We start from the raw sequence: 17,173 nt of genomic DNA on the forward strand, positions 1-17,173 counted from the left end.
ACCTCACTCGTGGATGAAGCCACTCAGCTTGCTTTCGATGTTCCGCGGGTTTTCACCTTCCGCAATGGCGATCAGGCCTTCCATCAGCATTTGCTGGTGTTGCGAACGGTTCTGAATAATCGACTTCAATTTGTTGGCCACCGGCAGGAACAGCAGGTTGGCCGAGGCAATGCCGTAAATCGTGGCGACAAAGGCCGCCGCGATGCCCGCCCCCAGCTTGCTTGGATCCGCGAGGTTCTGCATCACTGCCATCAGGCCCATCACCGCGCCGACGATCCCCAGGGTCGGGGCATAGATCCCCATGCTCTCGAAGATCTTCGCGCCCTGCAGGTCGAAGTGCTCGCGGTTGTCGAGGTCGGCCTCCATGATCTGGCGAATGGTCTGCGGTTCACTACCGTCCACCAGCAGTTGCAGTCCCTTGCGGGCAAAGCCGTCGGTCTCCTCGTCGGCCAGCGTCTCCAGGCCTAGCAGGCCTTCCTTGCGCGCGACATGCGACCACTCGACGATCTGCTCGACCGTCGCGCGATTGTCGACCTTCGGCGGCTTGAAGGCCCACGGCAAGATGCGCATACCGTGCATGAAGACCGACAGCCGTGCCTGCACCAGGGTCGCCCCCAGGGTCCCCAGCACCACGATCAGGAAGGCCGCGGCATTCCACAGCGCGCCCAGGCCACTGCCCTTGGCAATGCTACCGCCGAGCACCGCCACCAGCCCCAGGGTAATCCCGATGAGGCTCAGGATATCCATGTCAGCAGAACCCCTTCACCATTGCGGGCCCGATTTCGGGCAGCGGGTACACATGATCGGACAGGCCGGCCTCGGCCACTGCCGCCGGCATCCCGTACACCACGCAGGTCGCCGCATCCTGCGACCACACCTGCGCGCCGGCGCCCTTCAGCGCCCGCGTGCCTTCGCGGCCATCGGCGCCCATGCCGGTGAGGATCACGGCAAGCACCTGCCCGCGCAGCGCCTCCACGGCGGAACCGAAGGCCGCATCCACGCTCGGCTTGTAGATGGTGCCCAGGGGGCTCTCCGCGATTCGCACATGCGTCTGGCTGCCGCGCTCCAGCGTTGTCTGCATCCCGCCCGGGGCCAGCAGCGCCACGCCCGGCTTCAGCACATCACCGTCCTTCGCCTGACGCACCTCGATATTGCACATGGCGTTCAGGCGTTCGGCGAAGGCCGGGGTAAAACTGGCGGGCATGTGTTGCACCAGCAGGATCGGCAGCGGGAAATTCGCCGGGAGCGGCTTCAGCACCTCCTGCAGCGCCACTGGACCGCCGGTGGAGGTACCAATCAGCACCGCGCGCAACTGCCGTAACGGCGTCGGCGGCCGGGAACTGGCAACCGCCGGACCCGGCTTGCGCGCATCGGCCGCGGCCTGACGGTCGGTCTCTTCGCGGCGCGCGGACGGCCGGGCCTCCCGCGCAGGCGTGGTCGTGCCCGGGGCACTGACGGAACGCGCCCGGCTGCGTGACAGCGAGCGCACGCGGCGCCGAAGCAGCATGCGCGCGCTGTCCTCGTCCCCCGCCATGTCGCTGAAGCGCTTGGGAAGAAAGTCCACCGCCCCGGCCTCCAGCGCATCCAGGGTCGCCTGGGCTCCCTCGGTCGTGAGACTGGAGAACATCAGGATCGGAAGCGGGCGCTCGGCCATGATCTTGCGCACCGCGGTGATGCCGTCCATCACCGGCATCTCGATATCCATGGTCACGACATCGGGATCGAGGTCCCGGACCTTGGCGATCGCCTGCTCGCCATTCTCGGCCGAACCTACGACCTCAATGCCGGAATCGGAATCCAGGATCTCGGCGATACGCCGACGAAAGAACCCCGAGTCGTCAACTACCAGAACCCTGATCGGCATCCTCAGCCCTCGCTCGAGCGCGACGCGCGGCGCGGTCGACCGGACATTTGCAGTTGCCGCATCAGAATGGTCACCAGGTCGGAGACGTCGAGGATCAGGGCGATGCCCCCATCCCCGGTGATCGTCGCTCCCGCCAGGCCCTTCACGCCTTGCAGATTCTGGCCGAGCGGCTTGATGACCACCTCTTCCTGCCCCACGAGATCATCCACCACCAGTCCTACCTTGCGGTCGGCCGTATGGACCACCACCACGTGGGCATCCTTGCGCGCCTCAGGCTCGTGCCCAGGCTTCAGCCAGCGCTTGAGGTAATGGACTGGCAGGGCGTGCTTGCGCACCATGATGACTTCCTGATCATCCACGTAATTCGTCTTGGTCAAATCCAGATCCAGGATCTCGGAGACCGAGGCCAGCGGGATCGCAAAACGCCGGCCGTCCAGAATCACCATCAGCGCGGGCAGGATCGCCAGGGTCAGGGGCAGCTTCACCCGCAGCGTGGTCCCTACGCCGATCTCGGAATCGATCTCGATGGTGCCGTTGAGCTGCGAGATCTTGGTCTTGACCACGTCCATGCCAACCCCGCGGCCGGAGACGTCCGAGATCTCGGTCTTGGTGGAGAATCCGGCCATGAAGATCACGTTGAAGGCCTCGCGATCGGTCATGCGTTCGGCCATCGCGGGCTCCATCAGCCCCTTCTCCACCACCTTGCGCCGCAGGGCCTGCGGGTCCATGCCACCGCCGTCGTCCTTGATCAGCAGTGCGATGTGATCACCCTCCTGGGCCGCGCCGAGCACGACCGTACCCTTGCGCGGCTTGCCCGCCGCTTCGCGCACATCGGGCGTCTCGATGCCATGGTCCACAGCATTCCGCACCAGATGCACCAGCGGATCGGACAGGGCCTCGACCAGATTCTTGTCGAGGTCGGTTTCCTCGCCGAAGATCTCCAGTTCGATCTCCTTGCCCAGATTCCGCGACAGATCGCGGATCACTCGAGGGAAGCGATTGAAGACCTTCTTCACCGGCTGCATGCGGGTCTTCATCACCGAGGTCTGCAGGTCGGAGGTCACCAGTGCCAGCGAACTGATCGCCTTGCCCAGTTCGTCGTCAACATGCTGCGAACGCAGCATGCTCAAGCGGTTTCGCACCAGAACCAGCTCGCCCACCAGGTTCATGATCTCGTCCAGCCGCTCGGTATCCACGCGCACGGAGGTCTCGCCCTGTGGAGCCGGGCGCCCCCCAGCCTCGGCCCCGCCGGCGCGGGCACCACCACCGCCCTGCCCACCGGCGGCCGCCGGCTCCGGCGTTACCGCTTTTTCCGGCTCGGGCGCCGCTGCCGCAGGCTCGGTCGGCAGTGGATCCGCAGGGGCGTCCGCAGCCGGTTCGGGCGATGCCGGACCTCCGCCCTTGGCCTGCAACTCGTCCAACAGATTCTCGAACTCGTCGTCGCTGATCAGATCGCCGCCCGAGTCTTCGCTGGCCCCGGCGCCGCCCGACACGGCCGCGTCCACGGGTGCCGGGGCACCGTCACCATGCAACGTATCCAGCAGGGCCTCGAACTCGTCGTCCGTGATCTCCTCCCCGCCGCCCACCATGGCGTCGCCGGGGGCCGAGGCCTGTGGCTCGGGGAAGGGCTCCGGTTCAGGCGCGGGCGGCGCCGCGGCGGTATCTCCGGCGACGTCTTCGTTTTTTGCCATGCGCCGCAGGTCCTCGACCACCGCGGCATCGGCGGGGGTCGGGTCCACTCCGGAGCGCAGATCCCCGAACATGACGTTCAGGGAGTCCAGCACGCGGAGCATGGTGTCCATCAGATGGCTATCGGCCCGACGCTCGCCGTTGCGCAGCAGATTGAAGACGTCCTCGGCGTGATGACACACCGTCACCAGCGGATCCAGGCTCAAGAACCCGGCGCCCCCCTTGATGGTGTGGAAGCTTCGAAAGACCGCATTCAACAGATCCCGATCGTCCGGATTCTGTTCCAGGTCGATGAGTTGCTCGTTGAGCCCCTCCAGCAGTTCCCCGGCCTCGATCAGGAAGTCCTGAAGGATTTCGTCATTGGGGTCGATGGCCATTCAGTCTCTCCGGTCCCGTGGCGCCAGTCGTATGGGGGGCACTGCTAGAAGCCCAGGCTTGATAGCAGATCGTCCACCTCGTCCTGTCCTTGAACGACATCTGCGCTGGAATCTTGAGTCTTGGGCACACTGGGGCCGTGGCCCTTGCGGTCCGCCTCGCGGTCTTCTTCGCCACGTTCCAGCGACGCTTCGGCCGCTTCGACCTGCTCCATGCGCCCGCTGGAGAGCCGAATCAGGGTAACGAGGTTCTCTTCGAGGTCAGTCACCAACTGGATCACCCGGCGAATCACCTGGCCGGTAATGTCCTGATAACTTTGTGCCATCAGCACCTCGGAGAGCAGCCGCCGCAACTCCTCGGCGTCCTCGCCCGCCTGCCCGAAGAAGCTGTCCAGCTCACGCGCGAAATCGCGGAACTCGTCCACCGAGAGCTGCCGGTTGCGAAACCGCGTCCATTTGGCGGTCAAGTCGGCCGCCTGCTGGCTGAACGACTCGGCGATCGGCAGGCTCGACTCGATGGCGCCCATCGTGGCGTGCGCGGCCTGCTCGGTCATGGTGACCACGTAGTTCAGGCGTTCCTTCGCATCCGGGATCTCCGCCTGGGTCAGCTCTACCAGACGCGAGTCCCCACGGAAGCTTTGCAAGGCCTCGTGAAGGTCGCGCGTCAGCTTGCCCAGTTCGTCGAAGAGCTCGCGGTCGTAAGGACGCGCAAGATCCTGCACCAGTGCGCGCGCCGCCGCGTCGTCGCCCGCCTCGAGCGTCTGCACCAGTTGTCGGGCCAGCTCGAGCTGACCGTCGCGTGGGGGGTGTTCCTGTTCAGTCATGAGGAGCCTCTTGCTGGTACGGCGCCGAAGGAGCCGGGTCACGCCCACCCGCGCAAGCGAGACGGACGTCGTCCGTATTCACCACCGGGCGATCCTTAGCCCTGTGCTTCAATACGTTCGAAGATCTTGTCGATCTTTTCCTTCAGCGTTTCAGCGGTAAACGGCTTGACCACATAACCGTTCACACCCGCCTCCGCGGCCTCCACGATCTGGTCGCGCTTGGCCTCGGCCGTCACCATCAGCACCGGCATCGACTTCAGGTTGGCATCCGCGCGGACGGCCTTCAGCAGGTCGATGCCCGGCATGTTGGGCATGTTCCAGTCGGTAATCAGGAAGTCGAAGTCACCATTTTGCAGCATCGGCAGCGCGGTGCTGCCGTCGTCGGCTTCCTGCGTATTATTGAAGCCAAGATCTCGCAAGAGGTTCTTGATAATGCGCCGCATCGTGGAAAAATCGTCCACGATGAGAATTTTCATTCCCTTGTCCACACGTCACTCCGGGATTCGTAAGGTGAGTTTTAGAATAACTGCAAAGCCGCGCCGTCTTCGAGCCACGACCCCATGCGCGCGCGCAGCCGAATGACCGCCTGGCTGCGAATCTGGCTCACGCGCGACTCGGTCACGCCCAGAACAGCCCCGATCTCGCGCAGATTCAGTTCTTCGGTGTAATACAGCGAAAGCACCAGGCGTTCGCGTTCAGGCAGATCCCCAAGGGCCTCGGCCAACTCCTCGCGAAACTCGCCAGCCTCAAGGCTACGCGACGGCGAGACTTCCTGCCCCTCGATCACACGATCGGCCCCGTCATCCCCGCCGCCGAGATCGTCCAGTGCAAACAGATGGGCCCCGGCGTGGTCCTTGAGCATGTCGTAATAGTCATCGATAGGCACGTCCAGCTCGGCCGCCACCTCGCTCCCACGCGCCGCACGCCCCTCGCGGGCCTCGACACTCTGGATCGCGGCGGCCATACGCCGGCTGTTGCGATGCACCGAACGTGGCGTCCAGTCACTGCGACGCAACTCGTCGATCATCGCACCGCGGATGCGGATCCCGGCGTAGGTGGCAAAGGTCGCCCCCTGCCCGCCCTCGAACTGCCGCGCCGCCTCCAGCAGACCGATCATGCCGGCCTGGATCAGATCATCGACCTGGACCGACGCCGGCAGACGGGCCATCAGGTGGTGCGCGATGCGATGCACCAGTTCAACGTGATCGGCAATCAACTTCTCGTGTCCACCGGTCGCGGTGGACGTCGCCTGGTAGCCGGAAAGGCGATTACGCGTCGTCATCATGCGCTCTGCAGCATTCGTTCCACGAAGAACCCGACGCCCCCGTGGTCACCCCCACCGACTGGCCAGCGATCCACCGTGTGTGCCAGGTCGGCAAACGCCTTGCCGGCCGGACTGCCGGGATACTGCTGAACCACCGGCGCCCTTTTCTGCACGGCCTTGCGCAGATGTTCGTCCATGGGGATATAGCCGGCCAAGTCCAGGACCACCTCCGGCAGGTACTTGCCGCAGACGGTATTGAGTTTCTGCATCAGCCGCTCCGCCCCCTCGCGCCCGCTGACCATGTTCGTGACCATGCGGAAACGCCGCAGGCCGTGGTCACGGTGCAGCACCTTGATCAAGGCATAGGCATCGGTAATCGAAGCCGGCTCGTCGCAGACCACCACCAGGGTCTCCTGTACCGCCCGGCAGAACGAAGTCACCGACTCCTGCAGGCCTGCGGCGGTGTCCACGATCAGGACATCCAGCGGCCTGCGGTAGGCGCTGAAGGCATGGATCAGCCCTGCGTGCTCGGCCGGCGTGAGGTTCGCCATCGCCGCGATACCGGAGGCCGACGGGACCACCTTCACCCCGTCCGGCCCCTGGACCAGGACATCGTCCAGGCTGTCCACCGCGCCGGTCACCAGATCATGCAGGCTGCGCTCCGGGCGCATCCCGAGCAACAGGTCCACGTTGGCCAGACCCAGATCCGCATCGAACAGCATCACCTCGCGGCCCAACCGGGCCAGGCCGACCGCCAGATTGACCGACACGTTGGTCTTCCCGACCCCGCCCTTACCCGAGGCGACCGCAATGACCTTCAACGGCTTGTTAGTGCGTGGCATAACGCCCCTTTCCAACCGGCTGAATCAGTTCCAGTGTTGCCGGCTCGGCCCCCTGCGCCGGGCGCAGAGGCGAGCGCGAGCGCCCCGGCGGTTCCATTTCGGCAAGCCGTTCGGCAGCCCAGGTCTCACGGGCATTGCCACCCGCCCGCGCGCCCTCCGCGTCGTCGTCCAGCGCCAGACGGGTCAGATACCCCGTATCAACCCGGTGAAAATCCTCGGCAATGCGCTGGCCATCGCTCACGAACCCAAGTCCCAGGTGCTGATCCAGCAGGACCGACAGGACCTCGCCCAGCTGTTCTGCCTCGTCCAGCTTGGTCAGCACCAGCGCCGAGGGATCCGCCTTGCGAAACGCCTCCAGCACCCGCCGCAACGTACTGCCCTGGGTCGTGGCCGACACGACCAACCAGCTCTCGGCGCGGATATCCGGCGGCAGATGCGCGAACAGCGACTCCTCCTCCACCGCGCGCGGCGCCTGCCCAGCGGTATCCACCAGGATCAGGTGGCCATCGTCCACGCGCCGCGCCAGATCGCGCAGTTCGCGCGCATTCTGCAGCACGCGCACCGAGATCCCCGCCATCTGGGCGAAGGCTTGCAACTGCCGTGTTGCACCGATGCGCTGGCTATCGAGGGTCACCAGCGTAACCGAATCCGGTCCCATCCGACGGATCTGGCGCAACGCGATCCGTGCCAGCGTGGTGGTCTTGCCGACACCGGTCGGACCCACCATCGCCAGCAGCCCACCTTCGTCCAGGATCGCCGGGCGATGCGTGGCAATCGCGCCCGAAAGCCGCGCGCGGAGACGCTCCCAAGCCTGCTCGGGGGAGCTGTCATCGAGGATGCTGCCCGCCAGGCTGCGCGCCAGCGATTCACTAAAGCCGCGGTCGATCAGGCGGACCTTGCATTCTGCCGCCAGCGGATGACGGGCCGCCCAGCGAGCCTCGTCACTCTCCGCATACTGACGCGTCATCAGGCTGCGCAGGTCACGCAACTCCTGGCGCATCGCGGTGAGCTCGGGATCGGCCGGCCAGGAAGGCGCCGCCGAATTCGGGGCGCGGTCGGCGGTACGCGCCTCGCGGGCCGGTTTTGCAGCCTCCGGCTCGCGCACCGGCTCCGAGGACTCGCCATCCTCCAGGGCGGCGACCACCTCCAACCAACCATCCACCCGGCGACTGGAGAGGATCACGGCATCCTCTCCCTGTTGTTCGCGCACCTGACGCATGGCGTCGCGCATGTCCCGGGCCCGATATCGTCTGACATTCATGCTTTGATCTCCTGCGCCGCTCGCGCGGCGGAACCCCTATGTCTCATGCGGACTGCTTCGCTGTTTCTTCCTGACCGACCGTGGCCACTACCCGAATCCGCCGGTTGTCGGGGATCTCGGTAAACGCCAGGACGGTCAGGCTGCGAACCGCGCCGCGCAACCAGCCGGCAATCCAGGAACGGATCTCCGGTGCCACCACCAGGATCGCCGCTTGACCGGCTGTCTCCTGGCGGCGCGCCGCGTCCGCAACCGAACGCTGCAACCGTTCCGCCAGCCCGGGCTCCAGTCCAACCGTGCCACCCGAGCTGCCCTGCAGGGACTTATGCAAGAGCTGTTCCAGCGATGGGTCCAGGGCAATCAGTGGCAGCTCATCCTCCGGTCCCACAAGGTCCTGGACGATGGAGCGCGACAGCGCGACGCGCACCGCAGCGGTCAAAGTGCCGGGATCCTGACTCTTCACCCCGTCGTCTGCCAGGGTTTCGGCGATCGTGCGCAGGTCGCGGATCGAGACCTGCTCGGCCAGCAGGTTCTGCAACACCTTCAGCACGATCGAAAGCGACAGCGTCTTGGGCACGAGGTTCTCTACCAGCTTCGGCGAATGCCGCGCCAGCTGATCCAGCAGATGCTGTGCCTCCTCGTGCCCGATCATGCGGTGGGCGTTCTCGCGGAACACCTGCGACAAATGCGTCGCAATCACCGTGGAACAGTCGACTACGGTATAGCCGGCGCCCTGGGCCTGGTCGCGATCCGACGGGTCGATCCACAGGGCATCCAGGTTGAAGGTCGGGTCCTTGGTCGGGGTGCCCGGCACGGTGCCGAAGACCTCGCCTGGATTGATCGCCAGTTCGCGGTCGGGGAATACCTCGGCCTCGGCCACAGTGACCCCCAGCAGGCTGATCCGATAGGCGTTCGGACTGAGCTCCAGGTTGTCGCGGATGTGCACCGGCTGCAGCAGGAAGCCGAGCTCCTGCGACAGCTTGCGGCGCACGCCCTTGATCCGTCCCATCAACTGGCCGTCCTGGGTACGGTCCACCAGCGGGATCAGGCGGTAGCCGACTTCAAGGGAGACCAGATCCACCGGCGGGACATCTTCCCAGGTCAGGTCGCGATCCTCCGAACGCGCCCCGCCCTCGTCTTCCTGCGGGATGCGCTCCACTTCCACCTCGGCCTCGCGGCTCCGGCGCTTGAGCAGATAGGCCCAGCCAAAGATCAGCGCCGCCAGCCCCAGGAACACGGCGTTCGGCATGCCCGGCACGACGCCCAGCGCGCCGATCACGCCACCCGCGACGTACAGGACCCGCGGGTTGGAGAACATCTGCCCGTACACCTGCTGGCCCATGTCCTGGCTGCTGGTCACGCGGGTCACGATGATCGCGGTGGCGGAGGACAGCACCAGCGACGGGATCTGGGCGACGATGCCGTCGCCGATGGTCAGCAATACGTAGTTGGTCGCGGCATCGCCAATCGACATGCCGTGCTGCACCGCACCGATGGTGAGCCCGCCGATGATGTTTACGAACAGGATCAGGATCCCCGCGATGGCATCGCCGCGGACGAACTTGGAGGCACCGTCCATGGAGCCGTAGAAGTCCGCCTCGCTGGCAATCTCCTCGCGGCGCTTGCGCGCCTCTTCCTGAGTCAGGATGCCGGCGTTCAGGTCGGCGTCGATCGCCATCTGCTTGCCGGGCATGGAGTCCAGGGTAAAGCGGGCGCTGACCTCGGACACACGCCCGGCCCCCTTGGTCACCACCACGAAGTTGATGATGATCAGGATCGCGAACACCACCAGCCCCACGGTGTAGTTGCCGCCGACCACGAAGTCGCCGAAGGCCTGGATCACCTTGCCGGCGGCATCCGTGCCGGTGTGGCCTTCCAGCAGGATCACGCGGGTGGAGGCGATGTTCAGCGCCAGGCGCAGCAGCGTGGCGACCAGCAACACGGTCGGGAAGACCGCGAATTCCAGCGGCCGCGGGGTGTACACCGCAACCATGATCACCACCAGCGACAGCGCGATATTGAAGGTGAACAGCACGTCCAGCGCCAGCGGCGGCAGCGGCAGCACCATCATCGAGAGCATCGCGATCAGCAGGATCGGCGCCCCCAGCCCCCACTTGCCCACGTTACCCAGACGGTCAAAGAAGGCCATTAGCGATCCCTCCGCGGGCCGCGTTGCTTGTCGGGATCGAGATAGTCCTCGGGCACTGGAAGGTCATCCGGCATCTGCGCGTCGGCATCGGCCCGCTTGAGCTGGTAGACGTACGCCAGGATGCGCGCCACGGCCACGAACAGACCGTTGGGCACTTCCTGGTTCAGATCGGTGGTGAAATAGATGGCGCGGGCCACGCGCGGGGCCTCGACACGGATGATGGCGTGTTCGTCCCCGACTGCGCGGATCGAGGCGGCCACCTCGTCGACGCCCTTGGCCACCACCTTCGGTGCCGCCATGCGCGAGGCCTCGTAGACGATAGCCACCGCATAGTGGGTCGGGTTGGTGATGATCACGTCGGCCTTGGGGACCTCTTCCATCATTCGCCGCTGCGCCATCTCCTGCTGCAACTGACGGATCTTTTGCTTGACCTCCGGCTTGCCGTCGGTCTCCTTGTACTCGTCCTTGACCTCCTGACGGGTCATGCGCAACTGCTTCTGGTGATTCCACATCTGGAACGGCGCATCAATGGCGGCGACCACGATCAGGGCCGCCGAGACCGCGATGAACGTGCCCAGCACCAGCTGGGCGGCATGGATGATGCCCTGATGGACCGGTTCGTAGCCAAGCATCAGCAGCCGGTCGGAGAAGGTGGCCAGCACGGCGACCGCGACACTGCTGATCAGTACGAACTTGGCGAAGGTCTTGCCGAACTCCATCAGCCCCTGCCAGGAGAAGATTCGCTTGAGGCCCTTCCCGGGATTCAGCTTGGAGACCTTGGGCGCGGCGGCCTTCCAGGAAAAATTGGCCCCGCCGATCACGATCGGCGCGAGTACCGCGGCTACGATCAGTACGCCGAACAACGGGAACAGGGTCTGCAGGGTACGGAAAATCTCCTGGGACAGGTACGGCAACAGCAGCGACGAGTCGTAGGCCATTTCGCGTTCGAAATCCAGGCGACTGCTCATCTGTTCAGTAAGTTGCGCCCCCATGTTCGGGCCGTACATCAGCAGGAAGCTCCCGCCCGCCATCAGCACCAGAAAGGTGCTCAGCTCGCGCGAGCGCGGGACCTGCCCCTTCTCCTTCGCCTCGCGCAGGCGTTTCGGAGTGGGCTCTTCGCTTTTTTCCTGTCCGCTCTCGTTCTCGGCCATCTCAGAAGCCCATCCGGGTCTGCATCAGGTTAAAGCCCTCGAGCATCAGCTCGCCGAAGCGTTCGGGCAGGCCCGGCAGGATCAACATCATCAGTACGAACCCGATCAGGATCATCATCGGGAAACCCACCGCGAAGATGTTGAGTTGCGGGGACGCGCGGGTGATGACCCCCATGGAGATATTCACCAACAAGAGCGAGGCAACCGCCGGCAACGCCACCAGCACCGCTCCCACAAACATCGTGGAGCCGAAGCCCACCAGGGCGTAGAAGGCCTCGGCGTTCAGACCGGTCGGCGCGATCGGCATGGTCTCGAAGCTGGTCAGCATCAGCTCCAGAGCAATCAGATGGCCGTTCATCGCCAGGAACAGGAGGGTCGAGAAGATCACAAAGATGGTGGAAACCACCGGGACCTGCACGCCCTGGGCCGGATCCATGATCGAGGCAAAACCCAGGCCCATGCCCAGTGCGACCACCTCGCCCGCCTGGGTCACGGCCGAGAACACCATTTGCAGGATAAAACCCATGAACACGCCGATCGCGATCTGGTGCAGGGTGACCAGCACGCCCTCCAGGCTGAGCGGATCGATATCCGGCAGGACCGGCCCCTGCATGGCCACGAAGATCGCCAGCAACAGCGCCAGCCCCATGCGCACCCGCGCATTGACCGTATCCGCACCGAAGATCGGCATGGCGACGAGCATGGCGCCAATGCGGGCGAACGGCCACAGGACCGCCCCCACCCACAGCACCAGCTGTTCCGCCGCCAGGGCCATATGCCTACCCCACCATCCCCGGCGCACCCTCGTAGAGGCGCTCGGTGTAGTCGATCAACAACGCCAGCATCCAGTGCCCGCTGATCAGCAGCGCCGCGAACATCGCCAGCAGCTTGGGGATGAACGACAGGGTCATTTCCTGTATCTGGGTCGCTGCCTGCAGCATCCCGATGGTCAGACCCACGGCCAGCGCCGTCAGCAGCGGCGGCGCGGCCAGCAGGACCACCACGGTCAGCGTCTCGCGACCGATATCCACAACGAGTTCGGGGGTCATCGCGCTCTCCTACACGAAGAAACTGGTGGCAAGGGTGTTCATCATCAGCGCCCAGCCGTCCACCAGAACGAACAGCATCACCTTGAACGGCAGCGAGATAATCAGCGGGGAGAGCATCACCATCCCCATCGACATCAGGACCGAGGCCACCACCAGGTCGATGATCAGGAACGGGATCAGGATCAGGAAGCCAATCTGGAATGCGGTCTTGAGCTCGCTGGTAATGAACGCTGGCACCAGCAGGTTCAACGGGATGTCATCCGCCTCCTCGAATCCGTCGATCCCGTTGATCTCGGCAAACATCGCGATATCGCTTTCGCGGGTATGCATCAACATGAACTCGCGCAACGGCTGCACCCCCGCCTCGATCACCTCCTCCGTCCCGATCTCCTCGTTCACGTAGGGCACAAACGCGGTCTCGTAGATCTCGTCGAGCACCGGGGCCATCACGAACAGGGTCAGGAAAAAGGCCAAACCGATCAGGATCTGGTTCGAGGGTGTCTGGGTCGTGCCCAGGCCCTGGCGCAGGATCGCCAGCACCACAATGATCCGGGTGAAGGAGGTCATCATGATCAGGATCGACGGCAGCAGGGTCAGCAGCGTCATCAACAGGATGATCTGCAGCGTGACCGAGTAGGTCTCGCCCCCGTCTCCGTTGGTGGTCACGGTCAGGGCCTCGATGCCCTGCGCCACCTGGGCCCCGGCGAGGCCCGGCAGGAGCAGCAGGCCCAGTGCCAGCGCGAACCGCAGGAACAGCGCCATCACGACTGCCCCCGCTCGCTGCTACCGGGCGGAGCCCGGCGGGTCACGGCGCGCTTGAGTGCGCTGGAGAAATCCGGCGTCTCCCCGGCCGGCGCCACCACCGGCTCGCGCATCGTGTGCAGGGTGCGCATGCCCGAAGGCGCCACGCCCACCAGCACCTGTTCATCGCCCACCTGAACCAGCACCAGACGCTCGCGCGTGCCCACCGAGCGTGCCGCGACGATCTCGATCACCTGCGAGCCGCGGTTCAGTCCGCCCTGGGTCCGGCGCAGGATCCAGCCCAGCACCACAATGGCACCGATCACCAGTACCAGACCGCCGATTAGCTGGGTCAGATAGGCCGCGGCCCCGCCACTGCCACCCTCCGCAAGGGCAGTCAAAGGCCAGAGGGTCCCCGTGACGGCCGCCAGGACGAGGGCCGAACTGCGCGTATTACGTGGATTCATGGCTATTTGAGCTTGCGGATGCGCTCACTGGGGCTGATCACATCGGTCAGCCGGATACCGAACTTCTCGTTGACCACCACGACCTCGCCGTGCGCGATCAGCGTGCCGTTCACCAGCACGTCCAGCGGCTCCCCGGCCAGACGGTCCAGCTCCACCACCGAGCCCTGGTTCAGCTGCAGAAGGTTGCGGATCGGGATGCGCGTGCGACCGATCTCCATGGCGATGGTCACCGGCACGTCCAGCACCATCTCCAGGTTCATCTCCTCGCCGTCGCCCTGCACCACGCCCGACAGTTGTTCCGGCTGCAGCGCCTCCGCGGCCGAATCCGGCTTGTGCTTGCGTTCCTTCTTCTCGGTCTTCGGCGCCGCTTGCGCGGACGCGGCACCCCCACCGCCTTGCGCCTCGTTCAGCAGGGCGTCCGGGTCGGCGGCCTCTTCGTCATCCTTCTGTTCGGCCAGGGCGGACTGTTCCGCCAGAGCGGCCCCCCATTCGTCGGCCAGCGCCTGGTCGTCGCTACCGCCTTCGGTCTCGGCCATGGTTTCAGCGCCCGCGGTATCTTCATCCACGGCCGGGGTGTCCTGTTTGGGATCGTCGGTGTCAGCCATGCTGCGCCCTCTATCGTTTGATAATGCGTTCCGAAACCTGGATCGCATTCATGCCATTGGATACGCCGAACTTCCCGCGGAACATCGGGATGTCTTCGACCTGCAAGGTGATCTTCTCGGGGAGGTCCACCGGGATGATGTCGCCCGGCTGGATATCCAGTAGCTCGCGCACGGTGACCTCGGTCTCCGCCAGCATGGAGCTGATCTCGACCTCGGCGGTCTGGATCTCCTCCTGCAGCGCGTGCATCCAGCGCTGGTCGACGTCGGAGCGATCCGACTGGATGCCGGTATCCAGCTGCTCGCGGATCGGCTCGATCATCGAGTACGGCAGGGTCACGTGCAGGTTGCCGCCGCCCCCGTCGAGCTCGATGTGGAACTCGCTGATGACCACGATCTCGGTCGGCGAGACGATGTTCGCGAACTGCGGGTTGACCTCGGAGTTCAGGAACTCGAACTTCAGCTCCATCACCGGCTGCCAGGCCTTCTGCATATCCTCGAAGGCCCCCTCCAGCACGCCGTGGACGACCTTCATCTCCATCGGGGTGAAGTCTCGTCCCTCGATGCGGGTGTAGTAGCGTCCGTCGCCACCGAAAAAGTTGTCGACCAGGATGAACACCAGCTTGGGATCGAACACGAACAAGCCGGTGCCATGCAGCGGATGCGCCCGCACCAGATTCAGGCTGGTGGGGACAAACAGCGAGTGCATGTACTCGGAGAACTTGGTGATACGCGTGCCGACCACCGAGATCTCGGCCGAGCGGCGCAGTACATTGAACAGACGGACCCGGAGCTGACGCGCAAAGCGCTCGTTGATCATCTCCAGCGTGGGCATGCGCCCACGGACGATGCGATCCTGCGTGGCAAAGTTGAATTCCCGCGCCTCACCGTCACTCGGATACGGGTCTTCGGTCTCGACGTCGCCCTCGTCCACACCATGCAGGAGGGCATCGATCTCGTCCTGGCTGAGGATATCCGTCTGCGCCATAACGGGGCTCCTACTGCATCACCAGTTCGTTGAACAACACGGCCTCGACCGCGTCCGGCGCATCCCGCGAGCGCAGAATCTCGCGGATTGCTTCCTTCAGCTCCTCCGCCAGCGATTCCTTGCCATCCCGCGTATTCAGATCCTCGTAACGCTGTTCCGCCAGGATGCCCAGGATGTCGTTGCGGATCGCCGGCATATGCCGCTCGAACGCCTCGATCACCGGCGCCTCGTGCGTCACCAGGCTCACCTCGGCACGCAGATAGCGGATGCGGCCCGGCGCTTCAATGTTGACAGTCATCGGCTCCAGGCTGGTGTAGAAGCGCTCAGGAGGGCCTTCCACCACCTGTTCGGCAGCCTCGTCGCCCGCAACCAGGAAGAACCAGGCCGCAGCGGCCCCGCCGCCCACCAGCAGAATCACGATCAGCAGCAGCACAAGCAGCTTGCCCATGCCGCCCTTCTTCGGGGTGCCGCCTTCTTCGTCGTCCAGATTGACTTCCTTCTTCGCCATGTCGCACCCGCTATCCGGTAAACCGAGGATTTGCTCTCGGAAAAGACCCTAGCAAGGCCGATGCCAGCATTGGCTTTCTATCGCTTTATCCAATAGTTAGCGACCAGTACTGGAGGGGGAGGAAGGACACTTCCGGGGAAGGAACGGGCGATAACGTCAAGAATCGGCCGCCCGCCGCGCGGGAAAGACGGATTCTTGGCGGCACTCATGGAAGATCGCTACGACAGTGAAAGGGGCCCGATGGGGCAGGTCACGGATACCGCCGGCTGCCCATCGGATAGCGCAAGACCGAGCCCGCGCCGAGCTCGCCTCAGGCAAACAGATCCAGTCGCCGATTCAGCATCGAGAGCGTGCTGCCCTCATTCTCGTTGTCTTCGGCCTCGTCCAGCTCCGAAGCGGTCCCGGCGGCGGTCTGGCGCTCATCCTGCTCGGCCTGCTCCTCGGCCGCCTGGTCGGAGACGGTCGCGTCCTCGAGCATCAGCCCGCTCTCGGCGAGGCTGTCGCGCAAGCGCGGCATGGCCGCCTCCAGCACCTCGCGGGTCACCGGATTGGCGCTGATGAACTGGATGCTTGTGCGGTCACCCTCGACCAGCACCCGAATATCCAGACTGCCCAGCTGCGGGGGATGCAGCTTGAGCTCGGTTCGACCACCCTGTGCCTGGGCGAGCATGCGCACCTGATCGGCCAGCTCGCGGGCCCCATTGGGCTGCTGCAGGAGCCGGGTCAGGTCCAGTCGCGGCAGCGCACGCGCGGCCTCCGCCCCCTCGGCCTGCCCACCGGCGAGAGCCGGCAGGACGCCCCCCAGGGGGTCGGTACGCCCGCGGCGCGACTCGTCGTCCCCGCCCTGGGTCATCCACTGGGCGAGGACATCGAGCACGCCGTCCCGCGACAGTCCGCCCTGCGCGCCCAGCAATTCGGGCTTCAATGCGGCCAGGCCGTCGTGCCCGCCTGCCGCCTGGCTGGCCTCGACAAACAGGCGCATGACAGCTGCAGGCAGGGGCTTGACCGGCAACGCCTGGCCCTCGGCACCCCCGCGGCCAGAGGCGCTCGCCTCCCCACGGGCCGCGTCCATACGCCCCGGTTCCTGCACTGCCGCCATCAGGCTGGCGACCGGCAAGCCCTTGCCCCCCGCCTCGTCGCCCGCGGCGAAACCCTGCCCGTCGAGTAGATCCTGCAGCCGCGCCAGCATGGCTTCCAGATCGAGCCCTTCCAGCTCGTCCCCGGGCACGCCCAGGTTCGCCAGCAAGGCCTCCATCTGCGGCTCCAGAACCGCGAGGAACCCCTCGCCGTCCTTCCCTTTCAGCCCCTTCAGGTCGTCCAGGTCCTGCAGCGATGCCTCGCCGCCCAGCAATTGCAGCAGCGGCAGCATGCCCTGACCGGTGTTCTGTGTCGCGATCATCTCC

At 65.2% G+C, this 17,173-nt stretch carries 18 protein-coding genes; all 18 read right to left on the minus strand.

Annotated elements, in window-relative coordinates:
* Positions 1-3 precede the first annotated feature (3 nt).
* The 18 genes from D575_RS0109775 to D575_RS0109860 all read right to left on the minus strand — a co-directional run bounded on the left by D575_RS0109775 (position 4) and on the right by D575_RS0109860 (position 17,169).
* Entirely contained in the window at positions 4-747 is a 744-nt protein-coding gene (locus tag D575_RS0109775) for a flagellar motor protein (protein WP_018145737.1), read from the minus strand.
* A gap of 1 nt (position 748) precedes the next feature.
* Positions 749-1,864, minus strand: coding sequence for a chemotaxis response regulator protein-glutamate methylesterase (locus D575_RS0109780; protein ID WP_018145738.1), 1,116 nt, complete (start codon positions 1,862-1,864; stop codon positions 749-751).
* A gap of 2 nt (positions 1,865-1,866) precedes the next feature.
* Positions 1,867-3,930 (minus strand): chemotaxis protein CheA, encoded by a 2,064-nt coding sequence (locus tag D575_RS0109785; protein ID WP_018145739.1) that lies wholly within the window; start codon positions 3,928-3,930, stop codon positions 1,867-1,869.
* A gap of 44 nt (positions 3,931-3,974) precedes the next feature.
* The gene (locus tag D575_RS0109790; RefSeq protein WP_018145740.1) at positions 3,975-4,751 is read right to left on the minus strand and encodes a protein phosphatase CheZ; all 777 of its coding nucleotides are present in this window, start codon (positions 4,749-4,751) and stop codon (positions 3,975-3,977) included.
* A gap of 95 nt (positions 4,752-4,846) precedes the next feature.
* Positions 4,847-5,227, minus strand: a complete 381-nt coding sequence (cheY, locus tag D575_RS0109795) for a chemotaxis response regulator CheY (protein WP_018145741.1) — start codon at positions 5,225-5,227, stop codon at positions 4,847-4,849.
* Between the two features lie 41 nt (positions 5,228-5,268).
* Entirely contained in the window at positions 5,269-6,036 is a 768-nt protein-coding gene (locus tag D575_RS0109800; RefSeq protein ID WP_018145742.1) for an RNA polymerase sigma factor FliA, read from the minus strand.
* Entirely contained in the window at positions 6,033-6,857 is an 825-nt protein-coding gene (locus D575_RS0109805) for a MinD/ParA family protein (RefSeq protein ID WP_018145743.1), read from the minus strand. Before D575_RS0109805 ends, D575_RS0109800 begins: the two co-directional genes overlap by 4 nt.
* Positions 6,844-8,088: a flagellar biosynthesis protein FlhF gene (flhF, locus tag D575_RS0109810; protein WP_018145744.1), complete on the minus strand. Its 1,245-nt coding sequence runs from the start codon at positions 8,086-8,088 to the stop codon at positions 6,844-6,846. Before flhF ends, D575_RS0109805 begins: the two co-directional genes overlap by 14 nt.
* 73 nt (positions 8,089-8,161) lie before the next feature.
* Positions 8,162-10,264, minus strand: a complete 2,103-nt coding sequence (flhA, locus tag D575_RS0109815) for a flagellar biosynthesis protein FlhA (RefSeq protein WP_018145745.1) — start codon at positions 10,262-10,264, stop codon at positions 8,162-8,164.
* Positions 10,264-11,415 (minus strand): flagellar biosynthesis protein FlhB, encoded by a 1,152-nt coding sequence (gene flhB, locus D575_RS0109820; protein WP_018145746.1) that lies wholly within the window; start codon positions 11,413-11,415, stop codon positions 10,264-10,266. Before flhB ends, flhA begins: the two co-directional genes overlap by 1 nt.
* Before the next feature lies 1 nt (position 11,416).
* A complete protein-coding gene (gene fliR / locus D575_RS0109825) occupies positions 11,417-12,190 on the minus strand; it encodes a flagellar biosynthetic protein FliR (RefSeq protein WP_018145747.1) in 774 nt (257 codons plus the stop codon).
* Between the two features lie 4 nt (positions 12,191-12,194).
* Positions 12,195-12,464 (minus strand): flagellar biosynthesis protein FliQ, encoded by a 270-nt coding sequence (gene fliQ / locus D575_RS0109830; RefSeq protein ID WP_018145748.1) that lies wholly within the window; start codon positions 12,462-12,464, stop codon positions 12,195-12,197.
* Between the two features lie 9 nt (positions 12,465-12,473).
* Entirely contained in the window at positions 12,474-13,226 is a 753-nt protein-coding gene (gene fliP, locus D575_RS0109835; RefSeq protein ID WP_018145749.1) for a flagellar type III secretion system pore protein FliP, read from the minus strand.
* Positions 13,226-13,672 (minus strand): flagellar biosynthetic protein FliO, encoded by a 447-nt coding sequence (fliO, locus tag D575_RS0109840; protein ID WP_018145750.1) that lies wholly within the window; start codon positions 13,670-13,672, stop codon positions 13,226-13,228. The genes fliP and fliO overlap by 1 nt, the downstream gene beginning before the upstream one ends.
* Positions 13,673-13,674: 2 nt before the next feature.
* Positions 13,675-14,277 carry a flagellar motor switch protein FliN gene (gene fliN, locus D575_RS0109845; RefSeq protein WP_018145751.1) on the minus strand — a complete coding sequence of 201 codons (603 nt, stop codon included), beginning with the start codon at positions 14,275-14,277 and terminating at the stop codon, positions 13,675-13,677.
* Positions 14,278-14,287: 10 nt separating this feature from the next.
* On the minus strand, positions 14,288-15,262 hold the full coding sequence (gene fliM / locus D575_RS0109850; protein WP_018145752.1) for a flagellar motor switch protein FliM: 975 nt from the start codon (positions 15,260-15,262) through the stop codon (positions 14,288-14,290).
* A 10-nt stretch (positions 15,263-15,272) separates the two neighbouring features.
* Positions 15,273-15,770 carry a flagellar basal body-associated protein FliL gene (gene fliL, locus D575_RS0109855; protein ID WP_018145753.1) on the minus strand — a complete coding sequence of 166 codons (498 nt, stop codon included), beginning with the start codon at positions 15,768-15,770 and terminating at the stop codon, positions 15,273-15,275.
* Between the two features lie 310 nt (positions 15,771-16,080).
* Positions 16,081-17,169, minus strand: coding sequence for a flagellar hook-length control protein FliK (locus tag D575_RS0109860; RefSeq protein WP_018145754.1), 1,089 nt, complete (start codon positions 17,167-17,169; stop codon positions 16,081-16,083).
* Positions 17,170-17,173: the final 4 nt, after the last annotated feature.

The organism is Thioalkalivibrio sp. AKL6 (assembly GCF_000376905.1).
Classification (GTDB): domain Bacteria; phylum Pseudomonadota; class Gammaproteobacteria; order Ectothiorhodospirales; family Ectothiorhodospiraceae; genus Thioalkalivibrio; species Thioalkalivibrio versutus.

Excerpts from the sequence above, each read along its gene's own strand:
- D575_RS0109775 (WP_018145737.1), bottom strand. The coding sequence starts at position 747 with ATGGATATCCTGAGCCTCATCGGGATTACCCTGGGGCTGGTGGCGGTG.
- D575_RS0109805 (WP_018145743.1), bottom strand. The coding sequence starts at position 6,857 with ATGCCACGCACTAACAAGCCGTTGAAGGTCATTGCGGTCGCCTCGGGT.
- D575_RS0109785 (WP_018145739.1), bottom strand. The coding sequence starts at position 3,930 with ATGGCCATCGACCCCAATGACGAAATCCTTCAGGACTTCCTGATCGAG.
- flhB (WP_018145746.1), bottom strand. The coding sequence starts at position 11,415 with ATGGCCGAGAACGAGAGCGGACAGGAAAAAAGCGAAGAGCCCACTCCG.
- fliO (WP_018145750.1), bottom strand. The coding sequence starts at position 13,672 with ATGAATCCACGTAATACGCGCAGTTCGGCCCTCGTCCTGGCGGCCGTC.
- fliM (WP_018145752.1), bottom strand. The coding sequence starts at position 15,262 with ATGGCGCAGACGGATATCCTCAGCCAGGACGAGATCGATGCCCTCCTG.
- D575_RS0109780 (WP_018145738.1), bottom strand. The coding sequence starts at position 1,864 with ATGCCGATCAGGGTTCTGGTAGTTGACGACTCGGGGTTCTTTCGTCGG.
- fliN (WP_018145751.1), bottom strand. The coding sequence starts at position 14,277 with ATGGCTGACACCGACGATCCCAAACAGGACACCCCGGCCGTGGATGAA.
- flhF (WP_018145744.1), bottom strand. The coding sequence starts at position 8,088 with ATGCGCGACGCCATGCGTCAGGTGCGCGAACAACAGGGAGAGGATGCC.
- fliL (WP_018145753.1), bottom strand. The coding sequence starts at position 15,770 with ATGGCGAAGAAGGAAGTCAATCTGGACGACGAAGAAGGCGGCACCCCG.
- D575_RS0109790 (WP_018145740.1), bottom strand. The coding sequence starts at position 4,751 with ATGACTGAACAGGAACACCCCCCACGCGACGGTCAGCTCGAGCTGGCC.
- fliP (WP_018145749.1), bottom strand. The coding sequence starts at position 13,226 with ATGGCGCTGTTCCTGCGGTTCGCGCTGGCACTGGGCCTGCTGCTCCTG.
- cheY (WP_018145741.1), bottom strand. The coding sequence starts at position 5,227 with ATGAAAATTCTCATCGTGGACGATTTTTCCACGATGCGGCGCATTATC.
- D575_RS0109800 (WP_018145742.1), bottom strand. The coding sequence starts at position 6,036 with ATGATGACGACGCGTAATCGCCTTTCCGGCTACCAGGCGACGTCCACC.
- flhA (WP_018145745.1), bottom strand. The coding sequence starts at position 10,264 with ATGGCCTTCTTTGACCGTCTGGGTAACGTGGGCAAGTGGGGGCTGGGG.
- fliR (WP_018145747.1), bottom strand. The coding sequence starts at position 12,190 with ATGGCCCTGGCGGCGGAACAGCTGGTGCTGTGGGTGGGGGCGGTCCTG.
- fliQ (WP_018145748.1), bottom strand. The coding sequence starts at position 12,464 with ATGACCCCCGAACTCGTTGTGGATATCGGTCGCGAGACGCTGACCGTG.
- D575_RS0109860 (WP_018145754.1), bottom strand. The coding sequence starts at position 17,169 with ATGATCGCGACACAGAACACCGGTCAGGGCATGCTGCCGCTGCTGCAA.